At 43.3% G+C, this 20,405-nt stretch carries 23 protein-coding genes and 3 pseudogenes; 24 read left to right on the top strand and 2 right to left on the bottom strand.

Going from position 1 to position 20,405, the window contains the following annotated elements:
* The first annotated feature begins 27 nt into the window (after positions 1–27).
* The 12 genes and pseudogenes from SCACP_RS19025 to SCACP_RS18970 all read left to right on the top strand — a co-directional run bounded on the left by SCACP_RS19025 (position 28) and on the right by SCACP_RS18970 (position 9,896).
* Positions 28–315: a hypothetical protein gene (locus tag SCACP_RS19025; RefSeq protein WP_425059067.1), complete on the top strand. Its 288-nt coding sequence runs from the start codon at positions 28–30 to the stop codon at positions 313–315.
* 134 nt (positions 316–449) lie between these two features.
* On the top strand, positions 450–1,352 hold the full coding sequence (gene nadA / locus SCACP_RS19020) for a quinolinate synthase NadA (RefSeq protein WP_425059066.1): 903 nt from the start codon (positions 450–452) through the stop codon (positions 1,350–1,352).
* Positions 1,352–2,944 carry an L-aspartate oxidase gene (gene nadB, locus SCACP_RS19015; protein WP_425059065.1) on the top strand — a complete coding sequence of 531 codons (1,593 nt, stop codon included), beginning with the start codon at positions 1,352–1,354 and terminating at the stop codon, positions 2,942–2,944. Before nadA ends, nadB begins: the two co-directional genes overlap by 1 nt.
* Positions 2,941–3,771, top strand: coding sequence for a carboxylating nicotinate-nucleotide diphosphorylase (gene nadC / locus SCACP_RS19010; RefSeq protein ID WP_425059064.1), 831 nt, complete (start codon positions 2,941–2,943; stop codon positions 3,769–3,771). The genes nadB and nadC overlap by 4 nt, the downstream gene beginning before the upstream one ends.
* Before the next feature lie 39 nt (positions 3,772–3,810).
* Positions 3,811–4,161, top strand: coding sequence for a hypothetical protein (locus SCACP_RS19005; protein WP_425059063.1), 351 nt, complete (start codon positions 3,811–3,813; stop codon positions 4,159–4,161).
* 49 nt (positions 4,162–4,210) lie between these two features.
* Positions 4,211–4,306: pseudogene (locus tag SCACP_RS19000) on the top strand (23S rRNA (pseudouridine(1915)-N(3))-methyltransferase RlmH); the annotation flags it as partial.
* A gap of 535 nt (positions 4,307–4,841) precedes the next feature.
* Positions 4,842–5,606: a transposase gene (locus tag SCACP_RS18995; RefSeq protein WP_425059062.1), complete on the top strand. Its 765-nt coding sequence runs from the start codon at positions 4,842–4,844 to the stop codon at positions 5,604–5,606.
* A gap of 625 nt (positions 5,607–6,231) precedes the next feature.
* Entirely contained in the window at positions 6,232–7,377 is a 1,146-nt protein-coding gene (locus tag SCACP_RS18990) for a S1C family serine protease (RefSeq protein WP_425059061.1), read from the top strand.
* Positions 7,378–7,527: 150 nt separating this feature from the next.
* A complete protein-coding gene (locus SCACP_RS18985; protein ID WP_425059060.1) occupies positions 7,528–7,845 on the top strand; it encodes a transposase in 318 nt (105 codons plus the stop codon).
* Between the two features lie 345 nt (positions 7,846–8,190).
* Positions 8,191–8,577 (top strand): annotated as a pseudogene (locus SCACP_RS18980) (transposase); the annotation flags it as partial.
* A 525-nt stretch (positions 8,578–9,102) separates the two neighbouring features.
* Positions 9,103–9,330, top strand: a complete 228-nt coding sequence (locus tag SCACP_RS18975) for a hypothetical protein (RefSeq protein ID WP_425059059.1) — start codon at positions 9,103–9,105, stop codon at positions 9,328–9,330.
* Positions 9,318–9,896 (top strand): hypothetical protein, encoded by a 579-nt coding sequence (locus SCACP_RS18970; RefSeq protein WP_425059058.1) that lies wholly within the window; start codon positions 9,318–9,320, stop codon positions 9,894–9,896. Before SCACP_RS18975 ends, SCACP_RS18970 begins: the two co-directional genes overlap by 13 nt.
* Positions 9,897–10,055: 159 nt before the next feature.
* Here SCACP_RS18970 and SCACP_RS18965 read toward each other — a convergent pair.
* Positions 10,056–10,286 (bottom strand): annotated as a pseudogene (locus SCACP_RS18965) (transposase); the annotation flags it as partial.
* Positions 10,287–11,086: 800 nt separating this feature from the next.
* Here SCACP_RS18965 and SCACP_RS18960 point away from each other — a divergent pair.
* Together SCACP_RS18960 and SCACP_RS18955 are read left to right on the top strand one after the other, a co-directional pair.
* The gene (locus SCACP_RS18960) at positions 11,087–12,160 is read left to right on the top strand and encodes an FUSC family protein (RefSeq protein ID WP_425059057.1); all 1,074 of its coding nucleotides are present in this window, start codon (positions 11,087–11,089) and stop codon (positions 12,158–12,160) included.
* 405 nt (positions 12,161–12,565) lie between these two features.
* A complete protein-coding gene (locus tag SCACP_RS18955; RefSeq protein WP_425059056.1) occupies positions 12,566–12,826 on the top strand; it encodes a hypothetical protein in 261 nt (86 codons plus the stop codon).
* Here SCACP_RS18955 and SCACP_RS18950 read toward each other — a convergent pair.
* Entirely contained in the window at positions 12,807–13,445 is a 639-nt protein-coding gene (locus SCACP_RS18950) for a M23 family metallopeptidase (protein ID WP_425059055.1), read from the bottom strand. The two genes, SCACP_RS18955 and SCACP_RS18950, sit on opposite strands and share 20 nt — an antisense overlap.
* 155 nt (positions 13,446–13,600) lie before the next feature.
* Here SCACP_RS18950 and SCACP_RS18945 point away from each other — a divergent pair, with 155 nt between their 5' ends.
* From SCACP_RS18945 to SCACP_RS18900, 10 genes are all read left to right on the top strand, one after another.
* Positions 13,601–14,758 carry an efflux RND transporter periplasmic adaptor subunit gene (locus SCACP_RS18945; protein ID WP_425059054.1) on the top strand — a complete coding sequence of 386 codons (1,158 nt, stop codon included), beginning with the start codon at positions 13,601–13,603 and terminating at the stop codon, positions 14,756–14,758.
* A gap of 173 nt (positions 14,759–14,931) precedes the next feature.
* Positions 14,932–15,360 (top strand): DUF1819 family protein, encoded by a 429-nt coding sequence (locus SCACP_RS18940; protein WP_425059053.1) that lies wholly within the window; start codon positions 14,932–14,934, stop codon positions 15,358–15,360.
* On the top strand, positions 15,287–15,535 hold the full coding sequence (locus tag SCACP_RS18935) for a BrxA family protein (protein WP_425059052.1): 249 nt from the start codon (positions 15,287–15,289) through the stop codon (positions 15,533–15,535). Before SCACP_RS18940 ends, SCACP_RS18935 begins: the two co-directional genes overlap by 74 nt.
* Positions 15,536–15,538: 3 nt before the next feature.
* Positions 15,539–16,123 (top strand): DUF1788 domain-containing protein, encoded by a 585-nt coding sequence (locus SCACP_RS18930; protein WP_425059051.1) that lies wholly within the window; start codon positions 15,539–15,541, stop codon positions 16,121–16,123.
* Between the two features lie 42 nt (positions 16,124–16,165).
* Entirely contained in the window at positions 16,166–16,405 is a 240-nt protein-coding gene (locus tag SCACP_RS18925) for a hypothetical protein (RefSeq protein ID WP_425059050.1), read from the top strand.
* Positions 16,354–17,217, top strand: a complete 864-nt coding sequence (gene brxC / locus SCACP_RS18920) for a BREX system P-loop protein BrxC (protein ID WP_425059049.1) — start codon at positions 16,354–16,356, stop codon at positions 17,215–17,217. The genes SCACP_RS18925 and brxC overlap by 52 nt, the downstream gene beginning before the upstream one ends.
* A gap of 80 nt (positions 17,218–17,297) precedes the next feature.
* Positions 17,298–17,960: an anti-phage BREX system Lon protease BrxL gene (locus tag SCACP_RS18915; RefSeq protein ID WP_425059048.1), complete on the top strand. Its 663-nt coding sequence runs from the start codon at positions 17,298–17,300 to the stop codon at positions 17,958–17,960.
* 269 nt (positions 17,961–18,229) lie between these two features.
* Positions 18,230–18,586: a nucleotidyltransferase domain-containing protein gene (locus SCACP_RS18910; protein WP_425059047.1), complete on the top strand. Its 357-nt coding sequence runs from the start codon at positions 18,230–18,232 to the stop codon at positions 18,584–18,586.
* Positions 18,576–18,968, top strand: a complete 393-nt coding sequence (locus tag SCACP_RS18905; RefSeq protein WP_425059046.1) for a HEPN domain-containing protein — start codon at positions 18,576–18,578, stop codon at positions 18,966–18,968. The genes SCACP_RS18910 and SCACP_RS18905 overlap by 11 nt, the downstream gene beginning before the upstream one ends.
* 424 nt (positions 18,969–19,392) lie before the next feature.
* Positions 19,393–20,265, top strand: coding sequence for a Rossmann-like and DUF2520 domain-containing protein (locus SCACP_RS18900; protein ID WP_425059045.1), 873 nt, complete (start codon positions 19,393–19,395; stop codon positions 20,263–20,265).
* Positions 20,266–20,405: the final 140 nt, after the last annotated feature.

Raw genomic sequence — 20,405 nt, 5'->3', positions numbered from 1 at the left:
ATGATACGCAGGGACGGTTCTGTTGATTTGGAAGATAAATCAAGGCTATCGGCTGAAAAGGCGAAACAAATAATTAAGAACACATTAGGAGATTATATTGCAAGCCAATTACAATCTCTGGGAAAAGAGGAAAGAGACCGGTTTTTAAGGCAATTTAAAAGAATCGAAGGGTTATCAATTAGGCAAATTGCGAGAATCACCGGTTTTACATTTAATGCTGTAGCGAAAGCGCAGGATAGATACAAAAGAACCGTCCCCTTGTATATAGATTACCGAGATGTCTTGACAGATGTCTTTACACAGATATACAATTGATATAATAATTACCATGACATGATTTGTACAGGCATTTTATTATGGAACATATTAAAGATTCAGTTACGGCGAATGAATTATAGGTCGGAGCAATATGAAAATATGGTAAAACAATTGCAAAGGAGTGAACCGGGATGGTCTTAACAGCAGAGATACGAAAATTAAAAAAAGAACGGAATGCTGTCGTTTTGGCTCATAATTACCAATTGGAAGAAGTGCAGCAAGTCGCCGATTATGTGGGGGACTCGTTTTATCTTAGCAAGATTGCGGCAGGAGTGGAGCATGAAGTGATCGTTTTTTGCGGAGTTCGCTTTATGGCTGAGACTGCCAAAATATTATCACCGCAAAAAACAGTATTGTTGCCGGAAAGTGGTGCAGGCTGTCCGCTGGCCGATATGGTTACCGCCGAAGGTATACGTGAAATGAAAGCCCGATATCCCGGAGTACCTGTTCTCTGTTATATAAATTCATCGGTAGAGGTGAAAGCCGAATGTGATGTATGCTGTACATCGGCTAATGCGGTTAAGGTCGTATCATCGTTGCCGGATCGCCGGATCATTTTTGCGCCTGATGAAAATCTTGGACAGTACGTTGCTCAAAAGGTTCCGGATAAGGAATTGATCCTGTGGAGAGGCCGCTGCGTGACCCATGCCAAAGTCAGACAGGAGGATGTGAAACTTGCAAGAGCAAAGTATCCTGAGGCCAAGATACTGATTCATCCCGAATGCGATCCTGCCGTTGTGGCGTTAGCTGATTTTGCGGGCAGCACTTTACAGATTATTAACTATGCCCGGGAGTCCGACGCTTCAATATTTGTTATAGGTACAGAAGTTGGAGTGTTATATAATTTAAAAACATTATGTCCGGATAAACAATTCTTTTTATTGCATCCCGGGTTGGTGTGCCCCAATATGAAAATGATCAGGCTGACCAGCGTATATGAAGCTTTAATCAACAACCAATACGAAATAAATGTGGATGAAGAACTGGCCCGCAGGGCGAAACAAATGCTGAATAAAATGTTGGAGTTGGCGTAATGTGTGAACAAAGTTATATGCTTTCAGGCAAGGCTGTTCCTGATAACCTGAACTATAAAAATTATGATGTAGTAATAATTGGCGCCGGAATTGCCGGAATGACCGCCGCTTTGTCCATGAGCCCAAAACTTAAGATAGCGCTTGTCAGCAAAGAGTCGATGGATACAAGCAGCACTTACAAGGCGCAGGGAGGGATGGCGGTCGCGGTTGGCCATGATGACAGCCCGGAAGCTCATATTGCCGATACTTTGCGCGTCGGACAAGGTTTATGCCGCAGAGAAACGGTGGAAACTATGGTCCGGGAGGGAACTGCTGCGCTGGAGTTTTTGCAGTCGCTGGGCATGGATTTTGCCTGCCGTGATGGTGATTTGTTCCTGACTAAAGAAGGAGGCCATTCTCGGCGCCGTATCGTCCATTATTATGATTATACCGGGCGGCATATCGCGGAAACCATGGCCGGAAAAATTGCTCAACAAGCGAATATCGACAGATTGGAAAAATGCTTTTTGCTTGATGTGCTTGTCAAAGACAACCAGAGCTATGGTTGCACAGTATTGTGCGATGGTAATTTGCTTGTACTCCGGGCAGGGGCTGTTGTTATTGCAAGCGGGGGATATAGTGGTTTGTTTGCCCTTTCTACCAATATTGCCGCCACCGGTGACGGCATTGCGGCGGCATACCGGGCAGGTGCTGCTATTGCTGATATGGAGTTTGTGCAATTTCATCCGACAACTGTCACTACTTCTACCGGAGAAGTGTTTTTGCTGACAGAAGCGCTGCGTGGTGAGGGCGCTTTTTTGCGTAATGCCGCAGGCGAGAGGTTTATGTTTACATACCATCATGATGGGGAATTAGCGCCTCGTGACATAGTGTCCCAGGCGATTACTGCCGAGATGAAGAAAGATACCCGGGGAGTTGTGTATCTTGACGCCAGACATCTTGGCCAAGAATATCTGGCTGACCGTTTCAGGCAGGTTTATTCCATGCTGGCACAAAACGGCTATTTCATGGAACAGGACTTGGTGCCGATTGCACCGGCTGCTCATTATACGATTGGCGGTATTTTGACTAATGAATGGGCAAAAACAACAGTGGACAATTTATACGCATGCGGCGAAGCTGCCGCTACCGGAGTGCATGGGGCAAACCGTTTAGCCAGCAATTCACTTTTGGAGGGGGTTGTTTTCGGGCGCAGGGTTGCATGGGCGATCAGTCAGGGGAGTTCCCGCGGCAGTGATAGCTGGACTTATGCTGATTTTAAAATGAATCATAGGCGGGAATGCTGGATTGACAGCAAAATATTAGGTAAAGAATTAAGCTTGATTGCAGGAGTTGTTCGTAACGGGGCGGACATGAAAGCTTTACTTGAACGCTTGCATAAAGAAAAAAACCAATCTGATAAAGCGTTGGGCGCTGTAGAATATCAGCAGGGCTGTAATTCTTATATATTGGCGGAATTGCTGCTTCAGGCGGCAATGATCAGGCAGGAAAGCAGAGGTACTCATTATCGGGCTGACTATCCGCAAAAGAACGATCTGAAATACAAACTGCATATTATACAACAAAGGGGAAGGAAGACGCGATTGCAATGAATAAGCTGGCTTTGGACGAATTATTGCGCTTGGCTTTAAGGGAAGATATCGGTTTTGGTGATATTACGAGCGAGACTATTTTTGCCGAAGATCATATTTCCCAGGGATATTTGCTGGCTAAGGAAAATATGGTTTTAGCCGGAATAGGGGTTTTTATCCGTGTTTTTGCGTTGCTTGATGACAGGGTAATTGTCACACCTCATTATGTTGACGGTGCACGCATTGCCGCCGGCGAAAAAATAGCATTCATCGAAGGACCTACGAGAGCCTTGCTGGCAGGGGAAAGAGTAGCCATTAATCTTTTGCAGCGCATGTCGGGGATAGCTACTAAAACCAGTCGTTATGTTGAGGCGCTCAGGGAGTCAAATACTGTGATCGTTGATACCCGTAAGACCACGCCAGGAATGCGTATGCTGGAAAAATACGCGGTAACAGTGGGGGGCGGCAAGAATCACCGCTATGGATTGGATGACATGGTTTTAATAAAGGACAATCATATTCATACCGCCGGCGGGATTGTACCGGCGGTGAATAAGGTACGTGGCCGTATTTCGCCTTTTATGAAAATTGAAGTGGAGGCTGAAACCTTCGAACAGGTTGAAGAGGCGTTGTCTGCCGGGGCGGATGTGATCATGCTTGACAATATGACGCTGGCAGATATAAAACAGGCGGTGATGCTGATTAATGGCCAAGCGCTGGTGGAAGTTTCCGGCAATGTCACGTTAGAAAAAGTTGCCGCTTTGGCTGATGTCGGAGTGGATATTATATCATGCGGCGCTTTGACTCACTCGGTAAAAGCAATTGACATTAGTATGAAACTTTATTAAAGAACGGACAGATGCACCGGGAGTATAGAATGCTCTGCAGTGAAAACAAAAACACAACCCAATGATTGCAAGAAAGGTTGTGTTGAGCGTTTATTTTACATAGATAATACCAAATACATCTTTCCTTCTCTTAAGCCGATAGGCATTACGCATCCGCAGATACGCAGGGACGGTTCTGTTGATTTGGAAGATAAATCAAGGCTATCGGCTGAAAAGGCGAAACAAATAATTAAGAACACATTAGGAGATTATATTGCAAGCCAATTACAATCTCTGGGAAAAGAGGAAAGAGACTGGTTTTTAAGGCAACTCAAAAGAATCGAAGGGTTATCAATTAGGCAAATTGTGAGAATCACCGGTTTTACATTTAATGTTGTAGCGAAAGCGTAGGATAGATACAAAAGAACCGTCCCTTTGTATTGCCCTTTGTATTGCTCTAAAGATGACATTCACGCATCAGATGATACGCCTGTTGCTCGTCGAACAGGTGTATCGGGCGTTTAAGATTAGCCGGGGAGAACCGTATCACCTCTAACGGTGCAAAATGGCCTCAATCTTTGCGGAATGCGGGGTTGGGGCCTTGTTTTTTGTCCTCTTTGCTTTCGCTTACTACCGTCCTCATTGCCCGAAAAAATGAAGAAACTATGTGAAGTGTAATTTGAGTGCTATCATTGAGCAGTTTTCCTGACGGGGATATTGTTTATTTTAACAGTTTTGGATATTAAAGGAATTTGACGGATTTCGTTGAATGGTGTATGAAGCGAGACTATCGGCACTTGCATTTTCTATGAAGGGTGGAAGTCAAAGTGAAGCTATCAATATTCCTTTTCAACGATGGTGTCAAATCGTATAAGGATGTCATCCGAACCAAGGGTCTCCAGGTGGACAGCGCATATATTGAAATAAAGCCGAAAAATAAACTGCCATACAATTGCAAAGCATATATACAGACGAATAAAAGGAAAGCCCCAAAGTGGTGTGAGTTCATAGAGGGGTTTTTTAAGACTCACAGGGACGGTTCCATTGAATCTGATTTAAAAACGTGGTAAAATATAACTGAGGTGATAGCCATGGCAAGGCAAGCACGGCGGAAAAGCCAAAGTGGGATTTATCATATTATTTTGCGAGGGATAAATAAGCAGTTCATCTTTGAAGATGACGAGGATAAAATGAAATTCCTAGAATGTCTAATGCATTATAAAGGGATCTGTCAATATATGATATATGGGTATTGCCTTATGGATAACCATGTTCATTTACTCATAAAAGAAAGTGAAGAAGATATATCCGCTATTATGAAACGAATTGGTGTACGCTATGTGGCCTGGTATAATCGCAAATACAATCGGTGCGGACATCTATTTCAAGACCGGTTTAAAAGCGAAGTAGTAGAAAATGATGAATATCTGCTGGTTGTATTACGGTATATTCATCAGAATCCCCTTAAAGCAGGCTTGGTACAAGATTTGGAAAGTTATAAAAGCAGCAGTTATATTGAATATATAAGTAACCATCAAATAATTGACGCCGATTTTATACTGGGTCTTTTTTCAAAAAATAAGGATCGGGCAATCAAGAACTTTAGACAATTTATGAACGAAAGGACAGGTGAAGTGGGTTGTATAGAAGTTGATAAAAAAACAATGTTAACCGATGAGGAAGTAAAGATGGTAATACAGCAATATGCAAATGTGAGTGCACCGTTTGAATTACAAGCCATGGAGAAAAAAGACAGAGATGAGCGAATAAGAAAAATTAAATTAATTCAGGGGATATCTACCCGGCAAATAGCAAGGCTAACGGGAATAAGTCAAAGCGTAATTGCCAGGGCGTGACAGGATATTTTTCATAATGACTCACCGGAACCGTCACCGTGAGTCTCTGAGTCACCGTGAGTCTCGGTAAGACCCGATAGTAAGAGTATGAGAACGACAAATTGTCAATGGCCGCCATAGGCGGGGCAAAGCCGAACCATTGACTGGTTGCCGGCAAGTGCTACAATCTTAAATTGGTGCGCAAATGAAATATTGATTTACACTGCGCTATAACGAGATAACGCGACAAGACTCCAATATAAGGGGTTAAACCGGCGCTAGATCGCTATGAAGGTTACCCAACTTTATATAAAAAAGAAGTAGCAAGCATTGCAACTGCGACCGGAGAGCAGGACGTCATGTTATATGTGATGGTCAAAGAGTATGAGAAGATGTCGGCGATGCCTAGCGACTATTATTTTGAGATTATAAGGCAAGGCTACCAAGACAATGGAATCAATACAGAACCTTTAAATGAGGCTGTAGCAAATACCAAAGTCGAACTAAGATGAATCAGAGAGAAACGGGTATTTTGAAAATTATCAGTCCCCTAAAATAAATGGAACTATATTACAGGAAAGAATCATGATTTGGTAGAATAGAAAAAAGGTGATTATTTTGTGAAAAATAGGGGGCTGGCTGTAATATGAAAAAAGTCCATTATTTAAAAATTATTATTTTTGCAATCCTTGCTTTGACGATAATGGTAACACCGTGTTTAGCACTGAAAAGAGTAGTTCCTGAGACGACAAAGGATGATATCATTAACAAATATTTTAAAGATCGGACACTTGAATCGGTTGAAGGTGTATGGTCATTTACTGTCAATGGATATTATGGAGAACTTGCCATTGTTAAAAATCTTTCTGATGTATACAAAGAATGGAATTATGTGGGTATTATAGTAAATGGGCAGCAGTCTTTCGGTAAAGTTGGAGAAGCAAAGATTGTTTTAAATAAAACGGCAGTACCAGGAGTATACTCAGGAGCTTATGTTGTTCAAACGCATAATATTTGGGCTGATCAATCACTGGAGGCGACTACTTTTACGACACCACAGCCAAATGTGATGCAAGCGAATGTTCCTTATCTTGGCCTTATTTCCTTCATCAGAATTGACAATTTCAATACATCGGGTGTAGGAGTAATTGGGGGTACATCAAGCGGAACAGGATTTTTTATTACTCCAACTTCTGTGGTAACTAATTATCATGTAATAGCTGATGCAAAAAGAATTGAGGTTACTTTCCAAAATGAATATACAGTAACTGCTAAAGTATTGGGTAAAGATGAAGCAAATGATGTTGCAATTTTATCTGTAGAAGGTCTTGCTAGTCGTGTTGTTCCATTATCTCTTGGAATAACTAATAGTATTAAAGAAGGAGAAAAAGTATATACAATAGGTTTCCCGTTATCAAATGATTTAGGAACTAGACCTAAAATATCTGAGGGGTTAGTCAATGGTTTGACTGGATTAAAGGATGACCCTACTGTATTTCAGATAAGTATTCCAATTCAACCTGGTAACAGTGGAGGACCTTTGATTACATCTGATGGAAGAGTAATCGGTATAACAAGCTCTGGATTAAATAGCGTTTATTATTTGCGAAATGTGGGGACAGTTCCCCAGAATGTTAACTTTGCCGTTAAATCCGATTACATTTTGCCACTTCTTAACGTGGTTGGCATTAATATAGAAAGAAATGATAAGCAGGATAAAGTACTTGATCCTGTTACAATTATGGACATGGGAAAATCGTCTGTTGTGTATGTGAAATCATACAGAGAATAGATGTTATCTCGTAAGTAGGGCTTGCTAACGACAGATAAAACAAGGATTTTGGGTTATTTTTATCGAAATTAGATGCATGGAAAAACGCGGTTAGCCTGCAAAAACCGTGCACTCGGAGGCGAAACCATGTATCGAAAGCCCAGCCCGCAAATGACGATAGATGATTTCATCCTGCCCTTTTCGGGCAGTTTCAGCGCAGACAACTGCTGGGTACGTTTAGCTCGAATCATACCTTGGGAGGAGATCGAAAAAGACTATGTCTTTTTGTTTCCCAGCGACCGAGGCAATGTGGCCAAACCGGTACGGATGGCGTTAGGGGCGCTCATCACTCAAACGCGCTGCGGCTATACAGACCGTGAACTCGTGCAGCAGATTACGGAAAATCCGTATCTGCAGTACTTCATCGGTCTGAGGAAATTACCAGTTGACCAGATCTTTTACTCCAGTTGCCTTGGTCAAATTTCGTAAACGTTTTAACAGCAAGCGTCTGGATCACATCAATGAGTTGATCATCGCCGCTGAGGCAATGGCGATGACGGCGGAGCAGGCAGAAAAAGCAAATGAACACGATGACGACAATTCGAACCCACCGGGAACTGGAAACGATGGCAATCATGGAAACCCAGAGGAGGCAGTCCAAGAGAAGGTGCCGGTACGAGCGCCCAATCAGGGCACGCTGATTCTTGATGCGACATGTACGCCTGCAGATATTCATTTTCCTACTGACCTTGGCCTGATAAACGAAGCCAGAGAAAACCTGGATGAGATAATCGACCGGCTGCATGCTGCAAACGGCAGAGAAAGCTCCCGTCCCGAACATACGGATGCTACCCGGAAGCCGTGTTGGCAGACCGCATCTATCGGAACCGTGAAAACCTGGCTTTTTGCAAAAAGTATGGCATTCGCCTCAGCGGGCCAAAACCCGGCAGACCTGTTGCCAACGCCCAGTTCAAACGGGCAGAAAAGAGAATCGAACGGCAGGACGCCAGGGAGCGTAATGCGGTGGAAGGAAAGTTCGGAGAAGGGAAGAGAAAATATGGTCTCGCCCGTATTTTCGCGCGCATTAAAGAAACCGCAGAATGCGTCATCGCGATGCAGTTTTTGGTGATGAACCTGGAGCACAAGCTCAGGGTTCTTTTTGCCCAGATTCTGTGGGCGTTTTTCAGGCACAAAAAATTGGCCATTTTGGATGCTGCGTAAAAATTGGGGGGTGGCTAGCAAGCCTTATTTAGGAGCTTTTTTGTAAAAAAGAACGCCTATAGTCCAGAATTTTAGGGGAGAGAATCTATATGAAATCCAATAAAGATTTTTTTCTAGGCGTGTTGTTAGTAACGCTCCACCGCGGGCGCTTGACTTACGCTTATACTAACAACACGCCTGTAAATCTTTATTGGATACTATTTATATATAGTTAGTGCTTGTTTGAAAGTTGTATCTATGGTATAACTATATACATAATTTACCAGCTGGACAAGTGCCTTGAAGGGCAGGGATTATCAAAAAAAGTCTCGCAACTTTAGGCTGTAATGACAGAAGAAGCAGAGATAAAAGAGACTGACGGAAACTAAATTGTGGTACAATGTGAATATAAACGCTGCTTTCAAGTAGGCAGTACCCTTAGTGTTATGTTGTGAAATCATTCAAGTTTGATGTAAAAGAGTATTTACCTAGTGGTTAAAACTACCTGGTGGCTGACGCATTAATTAAGGGGGCGGACGAATATTTATGAAACCGAAGGTAAGTTTTAAGCAGGCAGTAGAAAAAAATAGACAAAAAGTAATTTCAGCTACGCTAAATGGTGTCCGGGTTGAAAAATCTATTCGCGTATTGCCTCGAAGCGAAGGCGAGAAAATTGCCTTGTGCAAGGCAGTTATTCATACTGTTAATGAAGCTAAACGCTCTGGAAAACTAAAGAAAACAGCTAAAGGATATACGCTATCATGGAAATGCTAAAGAAACGGATCATTGAGTGCGCAAAGATCCAGGATCCCTTACAAAAGCAAATGACGGTTGCAGGGATAATTTGCGAAGCATTTAAAAAACATAAACTAACCCCTGTCGTCGTGGGTGGTTTGGCAGTAGAGTTTTATACATTATCCAGTTATCTCACACAGGATATTGATATGGTAATCCCGGGGGATGCTGGTGCGAACGAAATCATGCCGGTATTGGGCTTTAAAAAATGTGATAATGTATGGATCCATGAACAGGATCCAACGATTATCGTAGATTTTCCGCCAAGTCCACTTGGTGGGGCATGGGATAAAGTTCTTCCCGTTGAGCTAGATTCTGGAGAAGTAGTATATATTATCTCCATCGAAGACATTATCCTTGATCGCACATTGGCCGCTAAGTATTGGGGCAATTCTGACGAGTGGGCTCAATATATGATGGCAGCCCATTATGATGATATCGACTGGGATTACTGCCTAAAACGAGCGGAAGAAGAATTGTGTTTAGATCTATTCGAAAAGCTTAAAGCGTGGGCTGAAAAGCATCGGCAGGATTTCGAAGATTGATAAGTGAGTTAAACTGTGAGGGGTATCGACAAGCAACTGGCACTAAGCTATGATACATAAAATCCGGACATTTGATATTTTCTTCTAACATTCTTCCAACAAACGCTGCAAAAACTGGCTAGAAATACGTATCCCGGCTAATCCATTCATAGGCAACTGCTACTTTATCCGATAGCCGGGCTGGGTCTTTTTTAGCAGGTCACGTAATATTGCAATTTCAAGATTCTTTTCGCCAAGCAACTTTTTTAACTGGTCGTTTTCGTTTTCCAACTGCTTAAATTCTTGAGATGTTGGTGTATATGCTGCTGTTTTCTTAGCATTTGGCTCAGTTACTTCCCATGCCTTATGCTTTATGTCTGACTTCCAGCGGTATATTGTTTTAGGCGAAAGTTCGTGGCGACGTCAGTTTTTATTTCAACTGATTTCGAGACACGACTTCAATCCAATTAAGGGGCTAAAGAGCCTTCCAAGCCCCGCTAACCTGCGGGGCTAACACACGTGTAGTGCAAACTTGTACCCACAAACCCTTGATATTACTGGGGGACTGTCAAAGATGAGTTATAACGGCGAAAACTAGCCTCAACCCTTGCGTAATGCGGGTTGGGGCTAGTTTTTGGTGTGCAAGAGATGAGCGAATAAGAAAAATTAAATTAATTCAGAGGATATCTACCTGGAAAATAGCAAGGCTAACGGGAATAAGTCAAAGCGTAATTGCCAGGGGCGTGATAGGATATTTTTCATAATGACTCGCTGGAACCGTCACCGTGAGTCTCGTCACCGTGAGTCTCCATCCAAGAGGAGTCGTTTAAGTCTATTGGGAGTATTGCTGAGGTTTTTCCCCTGGAAGATGCCATGAACGTTGTTCAGATTATGGACGGTATTAATAAGAATGCTACGGATGTGGCGGGGGCGTAAGTTGTTATCCGGAAATAAACAGACGTTTTATTTTTTTTTGTGGAAATAAAATGTTAGGAGATATCAAGTCTGTTTTGGAAATAGACAGAAGAACTGGAATTCTGCGCTTCGCAATGTAAAGAATAGCAGGAATTAGCATTGAATAAAGAGAAATACTCATAACCTTACCTAATGGTAGGTTATGGGTATTTTAGTCGATGGCCTCAGTCATATTGCGGGTAATACTGCAAATAATACGGTGGAGCCATTAGAATTGTAGACTGGGAGATGAAAAATTGAAAATTGGTGCACGAGTTATTAAAACTGGTATAGCCGTTGCAATAACAATGTTTTTCTGCAAGTCTCTTGGCCTGGAACCCGCCTTCTTTGGTGCTGTTTCTGCCGTGATAAATATGCAGCCGTCAATTTTTTTAACACTAAGGGCAGCGCGGGATCAGATTTTGGTTCATATTCTAGGTGTTGCAGCCGGTTTCTTTTTTGGCTATTTTCTCGGTGTTAATCCGATGTCGGCAGGTTTAATCGTTATGCTGCTTATACCACTATACATAAAATTAAAACTGCATAGCGGTATAACTATGGGAATAGTTGCCGCTCTTTTTGTTTTAAGTTCCAGCACGGAAGAGTTCTTTATGCATGCTCTTGCTCGAACAGGAGTTATATTCGTTGGCCTTGGTTCGGCCATGCTTGTCAACGTAATGTTATGGCCGCCGAGGTACAGCAAACAACTTAAAGAGACATTGAGGCAGAGCAACGAGGCAGCGGTTCTTTACTTCTGCCGTGCCGTGCAGGATTTTGTCAGTCTTGATGACCGAGAAATTCGTGTGGATATGGAACAAAGAAAAAGGGTTTACAAACTAAATAAGGAAGCGCGAATGTTGTTGGATTTGCTAAGTAGAGAGCGGCATGTGGTCGCTGAATCATCTGAACCAAGAGAATGGCTTTCTCTGGCAGAAAAGCTAATTGATTACAACGAGTCTATCACAAAAAAAGGTGATCGTATTTTTGATCTTTTGCCTATAAGATTGGAAAGAAGAATAAAGTTAGGTATTCCACCTATTAGCGATGAATTCAAAGCTATTTTGGGCATATTGGAAAGTGGATGCACAATAGTGATTCGAGTGAACGGAAAAATCAGGTCTGTCATTGTCGATGGAGGTACGGCAATCCCCGAAGAAATCAGTGAAGAATATTGGGAAAGCCTTACTAAGGCAATTGAGCAATGGCAGCCAAGACTTACAGGCAGCTATTATCTACACGGGTTACTTGAAGTCGCCGTAACTGCAAATGAAATCAAGTGGGCCACGCGGCAAGCCAAGATATTGCTGTATGAATGTGTAGAAAACAGGTGATAACTGGCCCCCGATTCTAGGGATCACAACTGTTTGCATAAAACTTCGCTGTTTGACCCGATATGGAGAACAATATCATTGGTAACGTATCGGCATATAACAAACTTCTGCCCAATTAGGTATCAATTTGGCAGGAGTTTTGTCTTTTTATGGGAATAAAAATGGAAGAGGGATTGATCCTGTTTTAAATAGACAGAAGAGATGTCGCGGCATCTTCAGGGCAATAAAAATGATTGATACGATATCGGGACGGTAAGCCTGTCCCTTTGCCCTGGAATACATCAAGGTTTTAGGGTAGTAAATAAGTCAATTTTAAAATACGCAAGCCTGATCCCGTTGACTCATAGTGTTAATTTGCACATTAAAAAGGCATTCTTAGTGATACGCAGGGACGGTTCTATTGATTTGGAAGATAAATCAAGGCTATCGGCTGAAAAGGCGAAACAAATAATTAAGAACACATTAGGAGATTATATTGCAAGCCAATTACAATCTCTGGGAAAAGAGGAAAGAGTCCGGTTTTTAAGGCAACTTAAAAGAATCGAAGGGTTATCAATTAGGCAAATTGCGACAATCACCGGTTTTACATTTAATGTTGCAGCGAAAGCGCAGGATAGATACAAAAGAACCGTCCCTTTGTATTGCTTTATAGAACCAGAAATTTAATAGGGTCTACAGCGGTGCCGTTGATTCTGACTTCGTAATGAACATGTGGGCCTGTACTTTTCCCAGTGCTGCCTGCGTAAGAAATCACTTGACCTTTTCTCACACTTTGACCGACGCTTACTGCTATTTGCGAATTGTGCCCATAAATAGTCTCAATGCCGTTACCATGGTTGATTTGCACTATATTGCCATACCCCCCGGACCATCCGCTCTTTACAACCACGCCATCAGCAGTCGCAACAACGGGTGTACCTATACCGGCAGCGATGTCGATACCCGGATGCAATTCACTACCGTCCCCCCAAGGCGAATTGCGCCAGCCAAAACCGGAGGTAACCGCTCCGCTAACCGGCCAAATGGAAGGAGTGTTTGCAAGCGTATCCGTATTTCTTGTCATTTTTTCATTTTCTTGAGCTTGTCCATTTTCCCTCTGTTGGTTAAGTCCCAGCCCAGTTGTTGCAACAGCGTTTGCACTAAGAGCCTGGTGATAATTTGCAAAAATCCCTGCCGAAAATAAGACAAGTATACACACCGGCAAAATAACCCAACGTGCAGGAATCATTGGCTTCCGATTCATAGCTATTTTCTGTTTACTATGCGCTTCGTGGGGAATAGGCATTAGTATCTCCTCCTTCAAAAAACCATAGAAGTCTCAATATTCATCAATCATACCTCCCATTTTCCAACTAATTTCGCATTGTGTCAACACTTGACGCAAAAAGTGAAAAGTGAGAACATAGTAACGGCTAGTCTTGATTATTGGAGATGACATATATGGGGAAAATGACTCGGCAATATCGCCCGGCGGCCATAATAATAACCGTACTTTTGCTCATCGTGGCACTAGTGCTGGCCGCTCGTTACAACCTGTTTCCGTTTACACTTTGGACCCAGCACGTCCCGCGCACTCCCGTTAACGTTACTGCGGTATCGATAGGTACCATAAATAAGCCAATACGAATTGACCGGACGGGTTCCATAGGAAACGCGACCTCCGTCCCTATACATACCGAATTTTCCGGTCTCGTCAGTGAAATATACGTAACAAAAGGCCAGGCAGTCAAGGCAGGCCAGCCACTGCTCCGGCTTCAGGGATCTTCCGGACCGTCCGGTGACAGTGGACCTTCAACTGCAACGGTGGAAAACCAAAAAGCGGGAGTCTCTCAGCAAGTACAGGATAATTATGACAATGCACTAAAAGATGTTAACCGCTATCAAAAATTGTATGAACAAGGGGCTATTCCGCGACGACAATTGGAAAATGCCATGGCCCGCCTGCAACAAGCGCAAGAAAGCTTGAACAACGGCCAGAACGCTGTGTCCTCTGCAAATACAAATGCCACTACAACAACGCTTCATGGTTCCGCCACGATAAAGGCCCCAATTGACGGCATAGTGACGGGGCTGTCCATAGCTCCGGGAAAAACAGTGCAGGCCGGTCAACAACTGATGGCACTGGGAAGTGGTCAAGAAATAGAGATTGCCGTTCATCTTGACCAAAATGATCTGTATCTGGTCCATTTGGGTACCACAGCTACAGCAGAAGTATCGAACCAAACCATAATGGGCCAGGTTTCCAGCATCTATCCTGAAGTTAAGGAGGACCAAATTTCTTCCTTCCTGGCTCATATTAAACTCACGAATAATCCGGATGGTTTACTAAAACCCGGTATGCCCGTAAATGTTCGTATAGACACCGGCCAATCAGCAACAGTTCCCGCAGTTCCTACAGCCTCGATATTCCAAGACGAGCAAGGGCGGAATTTTATATACGTAGCAGCCAATGGTACAGCTGTCCGCCAGCAGATAAGTATCGGCGAAACCGTCGGTGATTTCACAGAAATCACATCTGATGTACCTCAGGAAATTATGGTTATAACAAGTAACGTTAATGAAATAAAAAATGGTGATGCCATCGCAGTAATGCAATAACGCCAGCACTATTGTTATCAGCCGAAAACCGTCCCTGTTGCCGAAATGTGTCAAGAAAACTCCTGCTAAATTAGGTATGAATTTAGCAGGAGTTTTGGTCTTTTAATGGGAATAAAAATGGTAAAAAGGATTGATCCTGTCAATAACACGAGCTATTACTTCGGAGGTAAACAGTGAATACTCAACTTGATTATTCATGTACGGTAAAAACATTACCTTTCCTATATATTGAAACAGTTAAAGCAGGCCGTCTGCTAGCCGCCGGGCATACTGCGGAGGATATAAAGGCCAAAGCCATCAACAAAAACCTGTTTCAACTGAAAACCGAGGCCCGAAAAAAGGAAGTAGCCGTTATGGTACTGAAACGGCTGGCGGTTCTTGATACTTTCTTATTAGACAAGCTTGTTACCGGAACAGGCGAAACGGCAAAACAGCTTGTTCTTTATACAATTATGAAAACAGACAGGTTATTCTTTGAGTTTATGCGCGAAGTATTTCAGGACAAACTGATCGTGAAGCAGCCCTATATTGGAACCGGCGACTTTAGCTTTTTTTTTCCGCAACAAAGCGGAACAGAGCGCAACAGTAGCTGCTTGGACTGAGTACACCTTCTACAAGCTTCAGCAAGTATATACGCGAATCCTGTACGAGGCCGGTTTCATTAAAAAGGGGAAGGACAAGCTTGAGATTATCCGTCCAATAATGGATAAGGATGTTGCCGATCATCTCAAGCTAATCGGCGATGGCCGGTACGTCGACATCTTGCAGGGGGTGTAGTTAATGAAAAGTATCTATCAAAGACTGGACGAGATATTGCTGAAAATCACTGCGCCTTCGTTTCGCCAGAATCGAGGACTTGGCAATGAAATTGGCTACTGGATATTCGACTATCCTCCTCAATACGAGTTGCTTGTGCGCGAGCATGTGGAATTAATAAAGCAAAAAATCAATCATAGCGGCTCGGAAATACATGTACGCGAATTTGATCTTTACGAGATTATGCTTGAAATACTGGAAAGCCGGGGCTATTTGGCGAAAAACATCGAGATGGAAAAGACCAAAGGCAGTGAATTTGTTTTTAATGCCACTAAGAAAACACTGCGGCTCGCGACCGACCGTGATTTAATTGTCCAGTACATGGCCGAGAGGGTTCAGCCGAACGATATTGTGTTCATCACCGGTGTTGGCAAAGCTTATCCCATTATTCGCTCCCACACAGTACTGAATAATCTGCACAAAGCCATTGATCAAGTACCGGTAGTCATGTTTTTCCCCGGCAGCTATGACGGATTAGAGTTAGTGTTGTTTGACGAAATCAAAGACGACAACTATTACCGGGCTTTTCCCCTGGTAGATAAATATTAGTGGTTAGTGATTAGCAATTAGTGATTAGTGAGGTGGAGGAGTATGCGGATTAGTGAAATGTTTTATAAAAAAATTGACCGGGATATAAAGGGCGTTATTAAAGTCGGCCAGGACGATGACGCCAATATTTATCAGGAACTGGATGAATATGTCGTAACCAACGAGCTTCGCGGGTATTTCAGCGACTTCTTTGAAGCCTATAAAAAGGTATTGTTGGCCACACCGACAAAATGGGCGTCTGGATATCCGGCTTCTTTGGCAGCGGTAAATCGCACTTCTTAAAGATACTATCTTATTTGCTCGATAATCGAACAGTAAATGGCAAGAAAGCTGTAGCCTATTTTGACGATAAGCTGGATGACCCCATGGTGCTGGCTGACATGAAGCAAGCCGGCGACGTCAGTACTGATGTAATACTTTTCAATATTGATTCCAAAAGCGAAGCTGACTCTAAACATGACAAAGAGGCTATTGTCAAAGTCTTCATGAAGGTGTTCAATGAGAAGCAAGGTTTTTGTGGTTCCTTGCCATGGGTCGCCGATCTGGAGCGGCAGATGGAGAGGGACGGAGTTTATGTTGCATTTAAAGCCGAGTTTGCCCAAATCGCCGGACGTTCCTGGGAAGACGCCCGGGAGGACTTCTATTATGAAGGCGACGCTATTGTAGAAGCGCTGGCTAAGAGCACCAAGATGAGTATGGAGGCAGCCCGCGCCTGGTACAACAAAGCCGAAGAAACATATTCCATCAGTGTAGAGAAATTCGCGCAGCGGGTCAGCGAATACATAGAACGTAAAGGGAAAAACCACCATGTCGTATTTCTCGTTGACGAAATCGGCCAGTATATCGGCGATAACTCTCAGCTCATGTTGAATTTGCAGACAGTGACCGAAGACCTCGGCACCTACTGCGGCGGTAAAGCGTGGGTAATAGTGACCAGCCAGCAGGACATCGACTCGGTTACCAAGGTTAAAGGCAATGATTTTTCCAAAATTCAAGGCCGGTTCAACACCCGCATCAGCCTGTCCAGCGCCAATGTCGACGAGGTTATTAAAAAGCTATTTTGGTTAAAGAGCCTACCGCCAGACAGTCACTGAAGCTCTTATACCAGCAAAAAAGCTCGATATTAAAAAACCTTATTACTTTTTCGGCCGATACAGCCGAGAGAGGTTGACCAATGGATGATTTAGATAAAAAATTAAATACTCATTTCGCCGGCAAAGTTGTCCGCAAAGACTTGACCCAAAAAATCAAGGAAGGCGCTAACGTACCTGTGTATGTTCTGGAATATCTTCTGGGTATGTATTGCGCCACTGATGATGAAGACAGTATTCGCGACGGGGTAGAACGGGTCAAGAGCGAGGTAATTAACGGTTCCGGCAAACTTGAGAAAACCGGACTGGCTTCTGACCGTGAAGCCAAAGAAAGCATTGAAACTGCTTTTCGCTTTTTCAAGGCAAACAGCAGGCAGGTCAGCGGCACGATCAGTACGACCACTAAAGACTATCTTATGCATGTCCAGGATATACATGGCGTAGGAATGACTGGCGAACTATCGTTGGCAGCATTTGTTGCCCTGTGTTCAGGCGCTTTGTGCCGGCTAACGCTTAGCCAGTTGGCCATATTAGGCTCTATTAGTATCGGCGGTACTATCAACAAAGTAGAGGAATTAGCAAGTGTTCTTCAAGTATGCTTTGATGCCGGCGCCAAGAAGGTACTGCTGCCTATTGTCTCAGCAGCCGATATCGCGACTGTACCGCCTGATTTGTTTGTAAAGTTCCAGATTTCGTTTTATCAGAGTGCCGAAGATGCTGTGTTTAAGGCGTTGGGGGCGGAATGACATTGGTTGAACCCCGGCTCGAAGGGCAATACTTATTTTAGAGGATTAGAGATAGAGTTTTACACCAAAGAAATGATATAATGATATTGTCCATAGTGCGGAAAATTGAGGTGTTCCAAATGGCGACCAGGATGATTACCGCAATTCTGTTTTGGATATTCAGGTTGATTCAAAATGTTGAGCGTGAAGGTATATCTATTTATGGACAATTCAACAAGGATCTGTCAAAAATAAATTTACGGGCGTATAAATGATAGGGAGGGATAGATATGGCCACAGCTTCTGAACAAGAGTCCCGTGTTAATATTATTATGAATGAAATAGTTGCTAAGATGAAAGATTTGTTTGGCAGCGCTTTACGCCAGGTCATACTCTTCGGTTCTTACGCCCGTGGCGAGCAAGACGAATATTCAGATATGGATATTATGGTGCTTGTCGATATTGATGATAATGATCTGAAGCAATACAATACCAAGATAGCAGAGCTTATGACCGATATTTCAATCAGGTACGGAGTTCTTCCCTCAATCATTGATAAGAACTATCAGCATTTTCAGAGATGGGTTCCATACCTGCCGTTTTACCGAAATGTTAAAACGGAGGGGATAGAGTTTTATGCAAGCTGAAATGATAGAATTAGCGAAGTATAGGCTAAATAAAGCTGAGGAATGTCTGTCCGATTCCCGGGATGCTTATGAAGAAGATCGTTTAGCAAATTCCATTAATCGCTCATATTACGCAATGTTCCATGCTACAAGGGCACTATTGGCTCTGGATAGTTTTGATTCTAAACGGCATTCTACTATAATTGGATATTTTAACCAGCACTATATAGCGACAGGTAAGATTGAGGCTACCTATTATCAGATGTTATCAAATGCTTTTCGCGTAAGAAATAAGACTGACTATGACGATTTTTATGTGGTAGGGCGGGATGAAGCTCAGCAGCAGTTAGAAAATGCGACTAGCTTTATCGCACTTATAAAGACGAAGCTCTCACAACTATAAAATAATTAGCAAAAGCAGCTTTCCGGCGTTTTACCGCCAGAAAGCTGCCTTTATTTATGCTGATTTGTATACTGAGTTTTGTCAAACCGTGTTTGGTAATCATTAAAAAATATAATCCCCGTAAGGGGACGGAAACTAATTCTCTGGGTATCCTCCCGTTGGTTACTACTTGCATATAGTCTTCGGTCTGTGTTATGATCGAAAAAGTAGAACACATGGCGGCATCCTATGGAGCTGCACAGTCTAATCTATTGATACCTAAAAATACATATCTTTTGGATCGACCGCTTGGATTCTAATGGACCGAGACGGAAGCGTTCAGAAAGCTAATGATATGCGGTAATAAACCGTCTTATTCTTGTTTTCAATGCCTTTCGGCTCCGGTCGGAAAGGCTTTTTTGTTTTTTATGGAGGTGGAGGTTGTATGGAACAAAAGCCGACTATCGTTGTTCTGGGAGTAGGAAGACTTGGTTCTGCACTGGCGTCTGTTTTGGCAACCGCCGGTTATAAGGTGGCAGCTGTAACCGCCAGGCGCAGGACAACAGTTGAAACATTTTCAATAGCGACAGGTATCTTTGCTGTATTTAATAATGTGGATGCTGCTGCTCAGGGAGATATCATTTTGCTCACAGTTCCGGATAGAAGTCTTCTTGCGGTGCTGGATGAACTTGTAGCCGGTCAACGCCTGCGGCGCGGACAAGTTTTACTGCACACTAGTGGCGTGTTGCCCGGTGAGGTGTTGGCGCCGGCGCGTCAGTTTGGTGTTGCTGTTGGTTCCATGCACCCGCTGCAAAGTTTTGCGGATATTGAAACAGCGCGTCAAAACTTGCCCGGTAGTGCCTTTGCGATAGATGGTGACCCGGAGGCGGTTGATGCCGCTAAGTGCCTGGTTGCTGACCTTGGAGGCAGAGTATTGCGTGTTCCGCCGCAGGAGCGAGCCCTATACCATGCAGCTGCATGCATGGCTTCAAATTACCTCGTTGTTTTATTAAATATAGCTGAACAGCTAATGAGCCGCTGGACGGTTGAACAACAGGATGCGCTACAAGCACTTTTGCCACTGGTTACAGGTACGCTGCGAAACGTCAGTCGGCAGGGAACGGCAGAAGCTCTTACCGGGCCTATTTTGCGCGGCGACGCTTCAACGGTTGCTCATCACATAAAAGCATTGCCGGAAGAATTTTTGGCCGTTTATCAAAGCCTTGGTAAGGCAGCCCTGGGATTGACTGGCAATCGTATTACCCCGGCGGAACGGAGACAAATTGATAGTTTGCTAGCTTCTAATGATAGCCAATAAGCCAAGGAGATTAACTATGTCAAACAAAAGAATTACTGCAAGTACATGGTAACTGTATTTTTGACATTGCGCCACAAAAGATAAACAGATTGTGATCAGTGAAAACTCGAATTCCGGTAAAAAATCTAAAAAAGTTTTGC

The sequence above is a fragment of the Sporomusaceae bacterium ACPt genome (genome assembly GCA_041428575.1).
GTDB classification, from domain to species: domain Bacteria; phylum Bacillota; class Negativicutes; order Sporomusales; family Sporomusaceae; genus Sporomusa_D; species Sporomusa_D carbonis.
Note: the sequence above shows the minus strand (reverse complement) of the source record. Positions and strands in the feature narration are given on the sequence as shown.

What these genes read in the sequence shown, in the direction of transcription:
- SCACP_RS18915 (WP_425059048.1), top strand. Translation starts at nt 17,298, where the DNA reads ATGGATGATTTAGATAAAAAATTAAATACTCATTTCGCCGGCAAAGTT.
- SCACP_RS18995 (WP_425059062.1), top strand. Translation starts at nt 4,842, where the DNA reads ATGGCAAGGCAAGCACGGCGGAAAAGCCAAAGTGGGATTTATCATATT.
- SCACP_RS18975 (WP_425059059.1), top strand. Translation starts at nt 9,103, where the DNA reads ATGAAACCGAAGGTAAGTTTTAAGCAGGCAGTAGAAAAAAATAGACAA.
- SCACP_RS18950 (WP_425059055.1), bottom strand. Translation starts at nt 13,445, where the DNA reads ATGCCTATTCCCCACGAAGCGCATAGTAAACAGAAAATAGCTATGAAT.
- SCACP_RS18990 (WP_425059061.1), top strand. Translation starts at nt 6,232, where the DNA reads ATGAAAAAAGTCCATTATTTAAAAATTATTATTTTTGCAATCCTTGCT.
- SCACP_RS18905 (WP_425059046.1), top strand. Translation starts at nt 18,576, where the DNA reads ATGCAAGCTGAAATGATAGAATTAGCGAAGTATAGGCTAAATAAAGCT.
- nadB (WP_425059065.1), top strand. Translation starts at nt 1,352, where the DNA reads ATGTGTGAACAAAGTTATATGCTTTCAGGCAAGGCTGTTCCTGATAAC.
- SCACP_RS18970 (WP_425059058.1), top strand. Translation starts at nt 9,318, where the DNA reads ATGGAAATGCTAAAGAAACGGATCATTGAGTGCGCAAAGATCCAGGAT.
- SCACP_RS18930 (WP_425059051.1), top strand. Translation starts at nt 15,539, where the DNA reads ATGAAAAGTATCTATCAAAGACTGGACGAGATATTGCTGAAAATCACT.
- nadA (WP_425059066.1), top strand. Translation starts at nt 450, where the DNA reads ATGGTCTTAACAGCAGAGATACGAAAATTAAAAAAAGAACGGAATGCT.
- brxC (WP_425059049.1), top strand. Translation starts at nt 16,354, where the DNA reads ATGGGCGTCTGGATATCCGGCTTCTTTGGCAGCGGTAAATCGCACTTC.
- SCACP_RS18910 (WP_425059047.1), top strand. Translation starts at nt 18,230, where the DNA reads ATGGCCACAGCTTCTGAACAAGAGTCCCGTGTTAATATTATTATGAAT.
- SCACP_RS18945 (WP_425059054.1), top strand. Translation starts at nt 13,601, where the DNA reads ATGGGGAAAATGACTCGGCAATATCGCCCGGCGGCCATAATAATAACC.
- SCACP_RS18985 (WP_425059060.1), top strand. Translation starts at nt 7,528, where the DNA reads ATGACGATAGATGATTTCATCCTGCCCTTTTCGGGCAGTTTCAGCGCA.
- SCACP_RS18900 (WP_425059045.1), top strand. Translation starts at nt 19,393, where the DNA reads ATGGAACAAAAGCCGACTATCGTTGTTCTGGGAGTAGGAAGACTTGGT.
- SCACP_RS18925 (WP_425059050.1), top strand. Translation starts at nt 16,166, where the DNA reads ATGCGGATTAGTGAAATGTTTTATAAAAAAATTGACCGGGATATAAAG.
- nadC (WP_425059064.1), top strand. Translation starts at nt 2,941, where the DNA reads ATGAATAAGCTGGCTTTGGACGAATTATTGCGCTTGGCTTTAAGGGAA.